Raw genomic sequence first — 14,350 nt, 5'->3', positions numbered from 1 at the left:
CGAGCTGACTGTTCCCTGGGGTGACTTTTGATAAGGGCTCTCCCGAGTGATCCGATTCTCATGAGTCCGGTATGTTTTTATATACGAACCGGCTTAAGGGAGGTTTCCATGAGCCAGTATGAGCATACGATCACTGTCAATTCACCCCCGCAACAGGTCTTCAGTTTTGTCTCGCACGTCGACAACTTACCCCGATATCTCCCCACGGTGACGAATGCCATGCCGCAAGGGAGCGGGCGGGTCCGCGTACAAGGTGAGACCGCCGGACGTCCCTACGATTCAGACGGCTATTATCGTGTCGCCACCGCTCGTCGACGCATCGAGTGGGGCTCCGACGGTGAAAACCGGTACCATGGGTGGTTAGAGGTGAAAGGCGACGGGGATGACACGACGGCGGCGGTCACCGTGCACCTCTCGTTCGATCCTCGGCCGGATATCGCGGACAAGTACGATCAGCAGAGCGGAGATCGCCATCGCACTATCCAGGAAGGGTTGGAGCACGCATTGCAATCGATCAAACATCAGTGTGAAAGCAAAGGCGACACCATCGAGTCGCGTGCCACATGACAGCAACCCGTTTCAGGCATGAGTGTCGATCCCATAATGCATCATGATGCATCATGGGATGGCATCAACAAGAAAGGAGATGAACAATGACTTGTACAATCATGGGGTTATTCGACAGTCCGGCTCAAGCGGAACAGGCAAGAACCGACATCATGGCTCTCAACATTCCTTCCGTTGATGTGCAGGTCTATGACAAAGCGGGCTTTCAGCTCACCGGAGGAACAGACACGTCGACAAAAGGCTTTTGGGAAAGCTTTTCCCAGACTCTTGGCTTTGGCCCATCGAACCAGGCCATGTATCAGGAAGGGGTGCAGCGGGGCGGGACGGTTGTAAGCGTGAGAGTCGATGAGAGTCGCATGGGGGAAATCGCCGACATTTTGAATCGATGCGGCGCAGTGGATGTCGATACCAAGGCGGCGGAATGGCAGATCGCAAGTTGGAAAGCGACGGAGGCTAAGCCCGAATTGAAACCCTCGGAGACCGAAACCCCGCCTCTCGCCAAGGATGAATTGGCTGCAGACCGGCTGGAAATCAGACGTGGAAACGTGTGGATCTATAGGCATGTCGATCGGCGAGCAGCCTAGGATTGCATCCTCCTAGCGACAGGTGAAGTGACAGTATTCGATGGGGCTGGGGGGAGCGCTCAACGCCATTTTTACGGTATCCCCATCGTAACCGATGGTGGCCAAATTCTGTTGCGCACTCATGAGCTCTTCCTCGGTGAGATACGCCACAGTGTCTGGAATGCCGTTCTCTTTCAGCGAGCGCAGGATTGTCCCCAAGTTATCTCGCTCTTGCGGCGGAATAGCGGCGGCGAGCGGAAATTCGAGCCGGCGGCGATAGGGACTCTCGAACGTTTCGTTGAGTGCTCGTATGGTTTGGAGCACAAGCCGATCTTGCTCCCACGTTTGCAGTTTGGGCCCGGCAGACGGATGCGTCGCCAACAGATCCATGAGCGTCATGACGTTGGTATTCAACGACCGACCCATGAATTCCCGCTGAGATTCAAGCATCGTCTGTTTCAGTCCCAGATGTTTGGCCACAGCTTCCACCAGCGCGAAGTTGATCATGAAACTATATTGCCCGCCGAACTGGCCGTAGCAGGGCTTCTCGGGATCGTTCAAGACGTTCATGTCGGCGGTCCCGGCATCGAAGGCACTGAAGCCGATCGCGTCCGGAGCGAGAAGCCGCTTGGCCTCTTTCAGGGTCGCGAAGGCACCGACGTTGACTGGCACCAAGACTTCCTGGTCGATGGCCTGGAGGAAGTCAACGATGGTCTTACGGTACGGCAGGTCCTTCCATTCGACCTTGCGATACTCTTTTTCCCAAACCAGCTCATCGAGAAACGGTGGAAACGTCTTGAGCACGTCCAGATCCTGGGCCTGGAAGGACCGAACGAATCCCGACCAATCTTGAATTGTGACATGGAGCGACTCGCTCAGGTTGGGACGAAGATACTCCTCCTCGACCTCGCCGCCATGTTTCGCCAACAATTTCGTCGGCAGATCGTTCCACAGCTCGTTACAGATGATCCGATCGACCGTCCCATCGTCGACTCCTTTCACCTGCTCGATCGATCCACAATGGGTGTCCACATGATCCCGATGCACAGCCAAGTTTGGATGGGTCAGAGCCCCGGCCAAGATCGACTCCTCCCAATCAACCATGACATACCGCACACGCGGATAGACCGCGCCCTCTTGGTCGAGCACCTTGAGATGACTGAGGAAACAAGCCGCAAGGTTGCCGTTGCCGGACCCCAACTCGAGCACGGTAAGGGGAGAGGTGGGAGGGGTCACGCGTGGGGAGTCAGTCGATTGACGACTTCCGGCCTTCTCGCGTGTGGTGACACGCTCGAAATAATCGGCCGCCAACGCATGGGCGAGCCGAAAGTCGGCCGAGGCGAACGTTTGATAATACGATCGGAGCTTGTCCCCTCGCAACCCATAGAAGAGCCGGTTGAGATGGACCTGCCACTGATCGAGTGGCCTATACTCCCCGATGAGCTGGGGAAGGGCGTCGGCATCTGGAACCATATCGTTCTGTCCCCGATCAATCTGAATGAATCGGACTGGACCGCGGCTGAAATCCTAACAGATGGCCGGAAAATCCCGCAATGGGCTGCTTATGCATCGTGTTCTTGACAGCCTTCCCACAACGGGTGTAGCAGACAGCAATGATGGTCGGCGCCTCCCATCTGACCGGCCTTGTGATGGCGACCGCTCTCCTGTTCTGCACAGCGGCGGCCGGCGAAGAGCTCCCTCTCGCCGAGAACGTGCCGATCTCTGAATTTCAAAATCGCACGGAGGACGTGAATGCCTATGATTTCGATGCTCCGCCGAAAGGGATGTTCCGGTCGATTACCGTGGCTGAATATTTTGAAGAACAACTCGGTTTTCGGCGGAGTCACGAAATCGTGCCGATCAAACCGATGGAGCGATTTCGCGCGGATGTACCCGCCATTTTCATCGTGTTCTCACTGCACCAACATTATCAAGCCTTCACCGTGTTCGGCCGCTGCACGCCCGAACAGGTGGCCGATGTCACACCGGGGACGGTCGTCAGCGAGGATGCCATGTACATCGCGCTGGAAGATGACAGCGGATATCTCACACTCTCAGCGCCGCCGGGAGGATGGAAACCGGGCCGATACAAAGTCGAGATCCACGCGGGGGAGCAAATCAACGAGATGAGCCTCATGGGCACGATGCGATTCACGATCGTGGCTTCCGGCCAATAGTCCGCAATAGTCCGATTGACGACAGCCCAAGCCTCCGACACGCGTTTGACCCTCTCCCCGCCTTCCGTTAGAATGCGCCAGTTTTCAACATAAGCTCCGGCCGCTGCTCGAGTCTTTTACGTATCATGACACCGCCATCCAGTCCCGATTCCAATCCTTGGGCCTCGGTCATCATCCCCATCAAGGATGAACGGGAGAACTTGTCTCCTCTCATTGCAAGTCTCTTGAAAGTCATGGATTCCCACGAGCTGTCGCGCTCGCGCCCATATGAAATTCTCTTCGTTGACGATGGGAGCAGCGACGGCAGCAGCGACGAGCTCGATCGCTTGGCTCGCGAGCATGCGCAGGTGCGGGTATTTCACTTCGACCGCAATTACGGCAAGACCTGCGCGCTTGATGCGGGCTTTCGGCAATCTTTGGGCGAGATCATCATCCAGATTGACGGCGATCTTCAGCAAGACAGCGAAGATATCTTGAAGCTGCTGCCTTATACCGCGTCTCACGACCTGGTCTGCGGATGGAGGCAACAACGACAGGACGGATTCGTAAAGATGATCTCCTCCCGGATCGCGAACCCCGTGCGAAACTTTTTCACTCATGACGGTGTCCATGATACGGGATGCCCGCTCAAGGTTTTCCGGCGCGCCGTGCTGGAACGCATCCGGCTCTTTGAGGGCATGCATCGGTTTTTCCCGGCGCTGGCCTTGATGCATGGATTTACGGTGACCGAGGTGCCGGTCCGACACTATCCCCGCATTCATGGCGTGTCCAAATACGGCATGGGGAACCGTCTGTTCAAGTCGCTGTACGATCTGATCGCGGTTCGATGGATGCAGAATCGTGTGTTGCGCTACAAATTCCGTGACAAGTGATGTGAGACGATGCGATCCAGACGGTCCACCTCACAATCCATACGTATGACGGCGGCTTCCTCCCCGATACTTCATGTCTACTGAGACCATCTGGCTTGGCATCGGCTTTCTTGGCCAAGGACTTTTTTTTGGCCGTTGGCTGGTTCAATGGATCGCTTCCGAGCGGAGCGCCGAGAGCCGCGTCCCTATCTCCTTCTGGTACATGAGTCTCATCGGAGGGTTGATTACGCTTGCTTACGCGATTTACCGCATGGACCCGGTGTTTATCTCTGGGCAAGGACTCGGCGCGGTCGTGTATTTGCGCAACCTAGTCCTCATTCACCGCGCCGATCACACCAAGAACCAGCCTCGGCCGCAAGCATGAGAGACGGAGACACCAACCGCCGTTCGGCGCTTTCGATCACCTGCCGGTGACCGCTACATCCATCATGGATCACATGTCTCCTCGACCGATACAGTTGCTGCTCCTTCTGCTCCTCTCCGGTCTGCTGTTTTTCACTGGGCTCGGCAGTATGGGTCTGACCGATCGCGACGAAGGCCGCAATGCCGAAGCCGGTCGAGAAATGTTTGCCTCCGGCGATTTGGTCACCCCGACCTTCAACGGAGAGCTGCGCGTCGCCAAGCCGGTCTTCCTCTATTGGCTGATGACGATGTCGTACCACGTGTTTGGAGTCAATGAGTTTGCGGCCCGGGCGCCGTCGGCCTTCTTCGGGGTCGGGTTAATCGTCATGCACTATCTGTTTCTCACCCGGCTGCGCGGCCCGACCGTCGGTCTGTATGCGGCGCTGATGTTGCTGTTGAATATCGAGATCCTCGCGCTCGGGCGCATGGCGATTACCGATAGTGTCTTGATTTTCTTCACCACTCTGTCCCTCTACGGATTTTGGCTCGGCCTTCACGAACCAGGACGAGGGCGCCATTGGATGTGGGGGTTTTATGCCGGCATGGCCTTGGCGACCTTAACGAAAGGACCGGTTGGGTTCGCCGTTCCGTTGATCACAGCTTTCTTGTACCTCGCTGCCACGCGTCAATGGCCGGTTTTTCGGCAGCGCGGCGCACCGATCGCCGGTCTAGTGCTTTTCCTGACCCTCGCAGGTCCCTGGTATGCCGCCATGTTCTTCATTCACGGGGATGCCTATTCATCCGAGGCAAAGATCCATACGGTGGGACGATTCCTGGCCCCGATGGAGGGACACGGAGTAGGCTGGTGGTTTTATTTTCCAGTTCTGTTGCTTGGCTTTTACCCTTGGAGCGCATTTCTGCCGGCGGGGCTCTATCGTGCTTATCGGAGCTGGCGGGAATGCCGCGCAATGCGCAACCCTCTCGAACCACCTGAATCAGGAACTCCGTTAGGGTCCGGTAAAGAGTTGGAGTGGTTCGCGGGGTTCTGCGTCGTCGGGGTATTCATATTCTTTAGCCTGTCCTCAACCCGACTGCCTCACTATATCGGCCCGCTGTTTCCTGCCTGTGCCATTCTGACCGCTTCGTTTTGGTCCCAAGGCCTAAAAGATTCTTCGACACCTGGTCTGCGCGGGTCGATTCATTTGATGATGGGGCTCGGCTATCTCTTGGCGGTCGCGTTTGCGAGCGCACCTTCTCTGTTCATCAAGTTTTCCGGGAAGATGGTCAAAGAGTTTCCGCTCGCCACTCAATTCGATCTGGGTATCGGTCCCTATGTCGGTGCGACGATCGTCATAGTTGCTATGGGACTGATCGGCTATTTCGGATTGAACGACAACCGGCGGGGCATCGCCTTCGGAGTGGCCGGAGGCGCGCTGGCAAGTGTCTTTCTTGTCGCCATCCTGGCGGTCGTTCCAGGACTCAACCGATATGCGATAGCGCCGCCGCAGGAACTGGCCTATGCAGCCGGGCTAAACCTGAATCCGACCGATCAACTGATCGCATTCGGTTCGACCAGACCATCCATCGCATTCTACGCCAGGCGAACCGTCACGTTTATCCCGGCTGGGGAAATCGACCGGTTGCGTACGGCTCTCGGCAAAGAAGGCAGATCCCTGATCCTCCTCCCGGAGTACTTTCAGAATGACTTGCCGAAAGAAGCGGCTGAATTTCACCCGATTCTCAAACGTTATGGCTACATCTTATTAAGCAATGAACCGATGATCACCCCGTCCCTGGGAGCAAAGGGTGATGCCCCAATCCAGCCCAAGATTCTTGGCCACTGACCGTCAGTCGACTGTACTTTTAGGCGGTCTTTGGGAAGTTATCTCGGCTGACAAACGACTTTGGAGAGAAATTCCATGCGGTGATGAGTGTATTGATGATCACGGAAAGGGCAGCACGGCCCTTGCCTCGACAAGAATCAGCATGGCAAAGGCCAAAACTCCGATCAGGGCACTTTCCCGTATCACGGACCAAGCAGGCAATTGTTCAGCGACATCATCGTTTCGGCCTATCGCGTTGAGCCAGAATGCCATGCAGGCGAATCCCACCGCTGAGAGCACAAGCGGCGAGGTGGTCATGGCCGCGAGGCCATAGACAATCAACAATGCCGAGACATTGGAGTCCCTGCCCCATCGAGTCCCTTCTCTGTGCATCCAGCGAGTTCTCCTGATCCACAAACCGCCGGCTACCGCACTGGTTCCTAATGCCAGGTACAGGAAGCCCACCATCCCATCCTCCATTTGGCGGGACAGCACCCAGAGCAAGGCAAAGAGCGCCGACGCTCCCATCGCTGCATACCGTAGTCCGTCCTCCAATGACGTGCGCCAATGTTTTAAGGGAGCCATCGCGACGAAACCGCTCAGGGTACCGATCACGGCCCCTCCAAGCACATCGGTTGGAAAATGTGAACCTCGCAGGACACGGCCGAGTGCGACGAACAGTGCCAGCGCGATACAGAGCGGCGCGAAGAGGGGAAATCGTTTCGCCAGCACCGTCGCGACGGCAAAGCTCGCCGTGCTATGCCCCGACGGAAAAGAATCCAATCCCGATGCCAAGGAAAAGGTGATCTGCCAATCACCGGAATGAACGAACTTCGGCCGAGGCCTTCCGATGAGGTGTTTCAACCCATTGGCGAGTAACGCGGCGATGCCATGGGCGATCAGCGACTGAATGGCCACTATCTTGATAGTCGGCTTTTCAAAGGCCCAGGCCGCCACGAGCAGGAGGATGCTTACGATCGCAAGCCGCCATCCCTGGCCGATCCAGTCTCCCGTGTTGCTGACGAACGCCATCCACGGAACAGTGAGTTGGTCCCAGGGCAGGTGAATCGTCACCGACCGCACATACTTAGTGATCGGCAGGTCGTACTCGGCCACACCGCAAAAGCTGATGGCCAAGGCCGCGCAGGAACAACCGACCGCGGCAATTGACGAAGCCGTGTTCCGGGATGCTTGTGAAGAAGCGCTCTTCAAATCAGTAACGAGGCTAATTGGATGTCCGGGCCTGCTCACCAATCGCTCATTGCTGATTGCCGTGCCTAGGGGACCCAGTCGGCGAGGAACACGTTGAATTCGCCCGGCTCTTTGGCATTGCGATCCGAAACCCAGACGAGCCGTTTGCCGTCCGGAGAAAACATCGGGAAACTATTGAAGTGTCCTTCCATGGTGAGACGCTCTAACCCCGTCCCATCGTCGCGAACCAAGTACAGATGGAAACTGGGACGCCCCCCTTCTCCTCTCGTTTCGATATTGGACGAAAAGATGATACGTTTTCCGTCAGGATGAAAATAAGGAGAAAAATTCGATGCGCCGGTCGTCGTCACCTGTTTCTTGTCCGACCCGTCCGAATTCATCACAAAAATCTCAAGCTGGCCTGGTTCGACCAGCCGCTGGGCCAACAGATCCTTGTATTTGATCACTTCGGAGGGGTCCGTCGGATGGGCCGCTCGATAGACTATTCTCTTGCTGTCCGGAGAAAAAAACGCCCCTCCGTCGTACCCAACCTCGTCCGTCAGGCGACGGACGTTCGAGCCGTCCAGGTCCATGGCATAAAGGTCAAGATCTCCATCTTTCACCGAAGTCCAGACGATGGTCTTCCCATCGGGTGAAATGGTGGCCTCAGCATCATACCCTGATGACGTCGTCAACCTCTGGAGGTCCTCTCCATCGAGATTCACGGCGTAGACATCGTAATCATCGAGTGCCCATCGATAAGCCCCGTCTCGTTTCGGCTTTGGCGGACAATCTCGCCCGGCGGCGTGCGTGGATGAATACAACACTCGCCTGTCACCGGGGAAAAAATACCCGCATGTCGTCGCGCCCTTTCCGGTACTGACCAACTGCACGGTCTCGCTCTCTACATCCATCACGTACATTTGATAACATCCCAGTCCTGACTCGGCTGGTTTTCGCAGAGAGCCCGGCTGACCCTTCAACCAGTCGTTCGTCGATTGAAAAATCAGCTTGGTGCCGTTGAACGAAAAATAAGCCTCCGCGTTCTGGCGCCCAAAGGTCAACTGGCGGATATTGGCCAGATGCCGTTCCGATGAACGAGACGAAGCCACGGACTCCTTCGGCTGATCACCCGCCAGAGCAACCGGTGGCAGACTCATCAGTGCACAGATTCCCCATAGAAAGACATTGCCGGTCTTACGAGGTTGCATCAATCTGGACCTCCATCACATCATCGTGGGAACCTGGCCATACTTCACGTTTCATGACTGCTCCATCGTGAAAAATGACGTAGCTATGCCACCCATAATAAAAGAGGAAGTGGGACACTTTCTCGACTGCGCCGGGAGTCACCCCGTACAAAACCGTGATGACGCTGCCCGGCACATTCACCCGATGGCAGGAAAAAAGCACCGCCATCTTGGGTCCCTCATAGGCTTGACCATCGATCTGGACTTGTCCGTCTCCAAGAACAACGCGGTCACCGCATGACTCGCGCACCATTGCGTGAACTGCTTGCCATTGGTCTGCTTCCGCCAATATCAAGATCGATCCATTCCGGGGGAGTGCATTCTCTTTAAGGGACGTGACCGTCGTTCTATGTGATCCCGCTAATTCATGGTCGGCGATACGAGACACAATCTGTTGCAACGGTGAAGCTGGATCAGAGAACGCTCGGACCACTGTCTTGTGTGGATCTGTTACATAGCCGTTCAGCATCGGCGGTAGCTGGCGCCTTGTCAGCCGGCGAAAAGCCATGAGGTGAGGATCGATCTCCACGCGCAATGGTTGATTGGACAGGGTAATTTGGGCAACGGTCGTTTGCGCGGAGGAGAGGACGATCGACTTGATGTCCGTGGACCCCTCCGTCGTGATACGGATAGGGACCGTCATCCGAAACGGTTTTTCACCCTGTTCAATCTGCACGGTCAGCCGCCACGCCTCTCGGCCGTCTTCTCCTCTCATGCGACGAGCGTGAGCCCCGCGCAAGGACAAAATTGGAGCCCCGGGCTGTTCGACCCATTGCGCGAAAAACCACCGCAAGTCCCGACCGCTTTCACGAGAAAAGACTTCCTCGATAGATCTCCAGTCCGCGGGACGATTGCGATAGCCCTCGACGAAAGTCTTCAAGCCGCGCCAGAACAGCTCATCTCCGAGTTCTTGCCGAAGAAGATGAAACACGAAAGCCGATTTGTGGTATCCGATGGCGTTATCCTTCTCGTCATGCTTCCTCCGGAACTGTGAAACCGCGTAGTCCGTTTCAGGCCTCACATAGAGATTATAGCCGTCGAGCATCATACGCCGTTGCTCGCCGGCTTGCGCAGCATCCTGCACCACCTCATGCCAGTAGTAGTTCGCCAAGTAGGTCGTCATCCCTTCGACCCAATTACCGGAGTCGTCGCGGTTGAAGACCGAGTTGCCGATCCATGAATGAACGATCTCGTGGCCCAAAGCATAGGGTTGGATGTAATGCCGTTTGATGCTGCCGCTGCCGAGTAGAGTGAACGACGGCAAGCCGAGACCGCTCGGGAAAAAATTCTCCACTACCGCAAATTTGTCGAAGGGATAGTCACCGAGAATCCCGACGTACGTGTCGAGATACCGTGCGGTCGCATCGAGATACTCATTTGCCAAACCGGCATTCTCGGGCAAGAAATGAGTCTGGAGCTCGACCCGTTGTCCTGTCGAGCTTTTCCATGCCCGTGAAGCCGTCACAAACTTGTTGGCAACGAGTGTGAACGCTTCAGACTGGTCTTGCACGACCCAGGTTGAGGTCATCTTTCCCTCGCCCACGGTCTCGCTTTCCTTACGTCCTGACGTCACGACCGTCCAGTCCTGTGGAACGTGTGCGATCACGCGATAGGTACTGAAGGAACCAATGACATCGGGATACCATTGGCTTTCCCCGCTCAAGTACACGCCTTCCAAACCGATATGCCCTGCGGTCTCACTGGGAGTGACGAACCTCAAGTGGCGCGGCTCCCGAGGGGGATCATTGATTTGGCCGCGATAACTCATGACCAATGTCACCCTTCGTTCATGCTCCTTTGGAAGGAAGACGATGACACGCTGGCCCTCGCGCTCAGATGGGCGCACGCTCGTGAACAGAACGTCTTTCTCCGAGGTTCTCTGGCCACTTGGGACAGAATGCCCTCGCATCGTGATGGACTCGACGTGCAACGTATGAGCGAGCGTAAATATGACCGACGTAACTTGGGGCTCAACCTCCAGTTCGATCTGATCGGTTGCCTTTAGCTCATGCGTGGCGGGGATCAACTCCACTGAGAGGATGTGGTGAAGGTTAGAGATCTGCTCTTGAGCAGGCAGGACTGACACAGTCCACGCTTGTGCGACGGCTGTCGACAGTAGGCCGATGAAGCAAAAGGGAAGCAGCCGGTTCCTGATAGACATCAGGAAGCGTTTTAACACTCGCGGCAGACGAGTACAAGCTGGATTGCCGTCAAGAGACGCTCAAGATCGACGGGCTTTATCAGGATCTCCTGAGGGTCTAGGTCCCAAGCTTTCTGAAGCAACTCTTCATTGTGACTTCCGGTCATAATGATGATGCCCCCTGGATACCCCTTGTCACGTAGGGAACGCAGGACTTCGAGCCCCGGCATTCCGGCCATAATCAAGTCGAGCACAATCGCATCGGGAGGTTTCTCTTCGACTATTCGCAAAGCCTCGCGGCCTTCTAGGACGCCAGATGCGCGATATCCCCGCAGACTCAGAAATCGGACAAGGAGATCGCACAGGAGCGGCTCGTCGTCGACCACCAAGACCGATTCATCGATCTGCTCGATGACATTCCCGTTGCCGAGCGAAGGTTGCGCGGTCATTGACGGTACGGGTTGCTGTGAGACTCGGCTCACGGCTTCAACCAAAACATCCAACGACAATCCTTTTCGGATAAAATCCGTCGCTCGCAAAGCGCGTGCTTGATTCTCCTCCATTTCGGTTGCTCCGCCGCCTAGGACAATTACAGGCGCATGAGGGTCGAGGGCTCTGATTTCTTTTAAGACCGTCAACCCGTCCATCTCCGACATCCGGAGGTCCAATAGGGTGACTCGTGGATTGTGCGTTCGGAATAAATCCAGACCTTCCCGCCCACTAGTCGTGGAGATGACGTGATACCCATGGCGGGTCAACACACTCTGCAACAGATCACAATTCATCTGATCGTCGTCCACAATCAAGACCTTGATCATCGATGCCGCCCCTCAATTCTGAGACGCCTAACTTGGTAGAGACTAGCACGATGCGTGCGCGATGAGAAGACAATGCGTGGTTTATGAACGGGAAGTCGCTTGTCCAAACAAAGCCGCGACAAACGCCTCGGCATTGAAGTCCTGGAGATCATCGGCTCCTTCTCCCACACCGATGAGGCGCACAGGGAGTTTCAGTTCTTCGGCAATTGCTACCACGATTCCCCCTCTCGCAGTGCCATCAAGCTTTGTCAGGGCAAGTCCTGTAACGCCAACGGCTTCATGAAATTGACGAGCCTGCGTCAGGGCATTCTGTCCGACTGTGGCATCCAAGACCAACAACACTTCATGAGGTGCACCAGCCAACTCTTGCGCGATTACGCGTTTGATTTTTCGCAGCTCCTCCATCAGATTGGACTTGGTGTGTAAGCGGCCGGCTGTATCCACGAGCACCATGTCCACCGCTCTGGCTTTGGCGGCAACGATACCGTCGAAGGCCACTGCAGCGGGATCGGCACCATGTCGGTGGCAAATGACCTCCGCTCCGACCCGATCCCCCCAAACTTGGAGCTGATCAATAGCGGCCGCGCGAAAGGTATCTCCCGCGACAAGAAGCGGTCGGCGCCCGGCCTGCGTCATCCGCTGCGCGATCTTGGCGATGGTGGTCGTCTTTCCTACGCCATTGACTCCGACAACGAGAGCGACACAGGGTTTTGGGCTTTCGCTGACCAGCTCATCGATTGTCGGACCCGATACGGTTTTTAAAATGCCATAGAGTGTCCGACTGAGGACAACTTGAAGCCCTTCCGTGGTTTTTGCTTCCGCTCCACGCGTCTCTTCTTTGACCCGCTGTATTAAGCGATCGACGACGCGGGCCCCCAGATCGGCCGTGAGCAGCGCCGCCTCCAAATCTTCCAGAAGTTCTTCGTTCGGTGTACGCCCGAGAAATTGATCCAAAGACTGTTGCACGATATGGCGCGTTTTGCCGAGACCATCGCTCAGTCGCTGAAACCATCCCATGGTCAATGCCCTTTTGTTTGCCGTCTTTTTCGAAAAGTGACCAGGCGAGGCACGGGAGAAATCAGATCAAGCAGAGCCCGTTCCCGACGCTTCATTCGCGCTGCTTCTCGGGGGGAACGCTCATGATCGTATCCGCAGAGGTGGAGCACGCCATGCACCAACAGCGTCGCCAGCTCTTCGTCGATTGATCGTCCTGCTTCCTTTGCTTGGCGTGAGGCGGTTGGCAACGAAATCACGACATCCCCGAGCATCCGAGTTACAGGACGTACCCCTGGAGGCATAACGGCCTCACGAATAGGGAAAGCCAGCACATCAGTAGGTCGGTCTTTCTTACGATACTCACGGTTCAGTCGTCGCATACGCCTGTCGCCCGTCAGTTCTAGACTCAATTCGGATCCAGACTCTTCCACTGCTGAGAGAACCTGCTCGGCTAGATGGACCAGTATGGTTTGCTGAACAACATGTCGCGTGAGACGCACGCGAAGGTAGACCGCCATCAATGAGAACTGCTGGTTAGATCATTCGGCGACGAGCCTGCAGCAGGTGACTTGCGATGATTGGATGACGGGCGTTGGTGAGATGTAGTCTGTCCTTGAGCGCGCCGCGAATCGGTGGTGTTTGCCGGCTGATGACGATCATAAGCCTTGATGATTTCTTGAACCAGTCGATGTCGGACCACATCCTTTTCATCAAAATATACGAATCCAATCCCATCAATATTACGAAGGATCTCTTTCACCTGAATGAGGCCGGACATTCGATCGCTCGGTAAATCGACTTGCGTGATGTCGCCGGTCACGACAACTTTCGAGTGGAACCCCAAGCGGGTGAGAAACATCTTCATCTGCTCTGCCGTGGCATTTTGGGCTTCATCTAAGATGACAAAGGAATCGTTCAGCGTTCTCCCACGCATGAAGGCCAACGGTGCGATCTCAATATCTCCCCGCTCAATCAAGCGATTTGCCCGTTCCATATCCATCATGTCAAATAATGCATCATAGAGGGGCCGCAGATAGGGATTCACCTTTTCGTAGATATCGCCCGGAAGGAAACCGAGTTTCTCTCCTGCCTCCACTGCCGGCCGAGCAAGAATGATACGGCTCACCTCTTTGTTCATCAACGCACTGACGGCCATCGCCATAGCGAGATAGGTCTTTCCCGTCCCAGCTGGTCCGATGGCGATGACGATATCGTGCTGTTGAATTGCTTCAATGTACGCCTTCTGTGTAGGCGACTTGGGACCGACAAACCGCTTCTTTGTAACGATCATGGCCGATTCACCGAGCACGTCCTTGAGCGAGGCCTCGGGAGTTCGACGCAATGCACTGAGTGCATGCGTGACATCTTCGGCTTGGAGCGATATCCCTTGGTTGGTCAGGGAGGCGAGTTCGATGAGGATGCGTTCCGCTTGACGAACGGCCTCGGGAAACCCATCGAGTGTAAGCTCTTCCCCTCGGGCGGAGAGTCGGACACCCAACTCGTCTTCAATCAACTTGAGATGGCGGTCATGGTGACCGAACAGGACGGCAGTATTGGTGCCTTCTCGTAGTTTGAGTTTACGCACGAGTTTGGTGGAGTCTCCCTCCTAAT

General features: G+C 55.8%; 13 protein-coding genes and 1 pseudogene. 6 read left to right on the top strand and 8 right to left on the bottom strand.

The features are described 5' to 3' along the window. Window positions 1-108 precede the first annotated feature (108 nt). Together A4E19_02800 and A4E19_02795 are read left to right on the top strand one after the other, a co-directional pair. A complete protein-coding gene (locus tag A4E19_02800) occupies window positions 109-567 on the top strand; it encodes a hypothetical protein (GenBank protein ID OQW33794.1) in 459 nt (152 codons plus the stop codon). Window positions 568-668: 101 nt separating this feature from the next. After that, window positions 669-1,151: a hypothetical protein gene (locus A4E19_02795; GenBank protein OQW33793.1), complete on the top strand. Its 483-nt coding sequence runs from the start codon at window positions 669-671 to the stop codon at window positions 1,149-1,151. 12 nt (window positions 1,152-1,163) lie between these two features. Here A4E19_02795 and A4E19_02790 read toward each other — a convergent pair whose 3' ends face one another. Beyond that, window positions 1,164-2,603, bottom strand: a complete 1,440-nt coding sequence (locus A4E19_02790) for a hypothetical protein (protein ID OQW33792.1) — start codon at window positions 2,601-2,603, stop codon at window positions 1,164-1,166. A 140-nt stretch (window positions 2,604-2,743) separates the two neighbouring features. Between A4E19_02790 and A4E19_02785 the strand changes: the two genes are divergently transcribed. From A4E19_02785 to A4E19_02770, 4 genes are all read left to right on the top strand, one after another. Further along, entirely contained in the window at window positions 2,744-3,307 is a 564-nt protein-coding gene (locus A4E19_02785; protein OQW33791.1) for a hypothetical protein, read from the top strand. 125 nt (window positions 3,308-3,432) lie between these two features. After that, window positions 3,433-4,179: a glycosyl transferase gene (locus A4E19_02780; protein OQW33790.1), complete on the top strand. Its 747-nt coding sequence runs from the start codon at window positions 3,433-3,435 to the stop codon at window positions 4,177-4,179. 73 nt (window positions 4,180-4,252) lie between these two features. Then, window positions 4,253-4,543 carry a Lipid A biosynthesis, N-terminal gene (locus A4E19_02775; protein OQW33789.1) on the top strand — a complete coding sequence of 97 codons (291 nt, stop codon included), beginning with the start codon at window positions 4,253-4,255 and terminating at the stop codon, window positions 4,541-4,543. 73 nt (window positions 4,544-4,616) lie between these two features. Beyond that, on the top strand, window positions 4,617-6,365 hold the full coding sequence (locus A4E19_02770; GenBank protein OQW33788.1) for a hypothetical protein: 1,749 nt from the start codon (window positions 4,617-4,619) through the stop codon (window positions 6,363-6,365). 99 nt (window positions 6,366-6,464) lie between these two features. Here the strand turns inward: A4E19_02770 and A4E19_02765 are convergent, their stop codons facing one another. The 7 genes and pseudogenes from A4E19_02765 to A4E19_02735 all read right to left on the bottom strand — a co-directional run bounded on the left by A4E19_02765 (window position 6,465) and on the right by A4E19_02735 (window position 14,324). Next, entirely contained in the window at window positions 6,465-7,595 is a 1,131-nt protein-coding gene (locus A4E19_02765; protein ID OQW33787.1) for a hypothetical protein, read from the bottom strand. A 26-nt stretch (window positions 7,596-7,621) separates the two neighbouring features. Beyond that, entirely contained in the window at window positions 7,622-8,746 is a 1,125-nt protein-coding gene (locus A4E19_02760; GenBank protein ID OQW33786.1) for a hypothetical protein, read from the bottom strand. Continuing rightward, window positions 8,733-10,817, bottom strand: coding sequence for a hypothetical protein (locus tag A4E19_02755; GenBank protein ID OQW33785.1), 2,085 nt, complete (start codon window positions 10,815-10,817; stop codon window positions 8,733-8,735). Before A4E19_02755 ends, A4E19_02760 begins: the two co-directional genes overlap by 14 nt. Window positions 10,818-10,957: 140 nt before the next feature. Beyond that, complete coding sequence (locus A4E19_02750; protein ID OQW33784.1) at window positions 10,958-11,743, bottom strand: hypothetical protein; 786 nt, start codon at window positions 11,741-11,743, stop codon at window positions 10,958-10,960. 81 nt (window positions 11,744-11,824) lie between these two features. Further along, window positions 11,825-12,760: a signal recognition particle-docking protein FtsY gene (locus A4E19_02745; protein ID OQW33783.1), complete on the bottom strand. Its 936-nt coding sequence runs from the start codon at window positions 12,758-12,760 to the stop codon at window positions 11,825-11,827. Window positions 12,761-12,762: 2 nt separating this feature from the next. After that, the gene (locus A4E19_02740) at window positions 12,763-13,257 is read right to left on the bottom strand and encodes a hypothetical protein (protein ID OQW33782.1); all 495 of its coding nucleotides are present in this window, start codon (window positions 13,255-13,257) and stop codon (window positions 12,763-12,765) included. Between the two features lie 131 nt (window positions 13,258-13,388). Beyond that, a pseudogene (locus tag A4E19_02735) lies at window positions 13,389-14,324 on the bottom strand (phosphate starvation-inducible protein PhoH). Between the last annotated feature and the right edge of the window lie 26 nt (window positions 14,325-14,350).

It is taken from the genome of Nitrospira sp. SG-bin1, assembly GCA_002083365.1.
Taxonomy (GTDB): Bacteria; Nitrospirota; Nitrospiria; order Nitrospirales; family Nitrospiraceae; genus Nitrospira_D.
The sequence above is the reverse complement of the archived record's forward strand: the minus strand, read 5'-3'. Positions and strand labels throughout refer to the sequence as shown.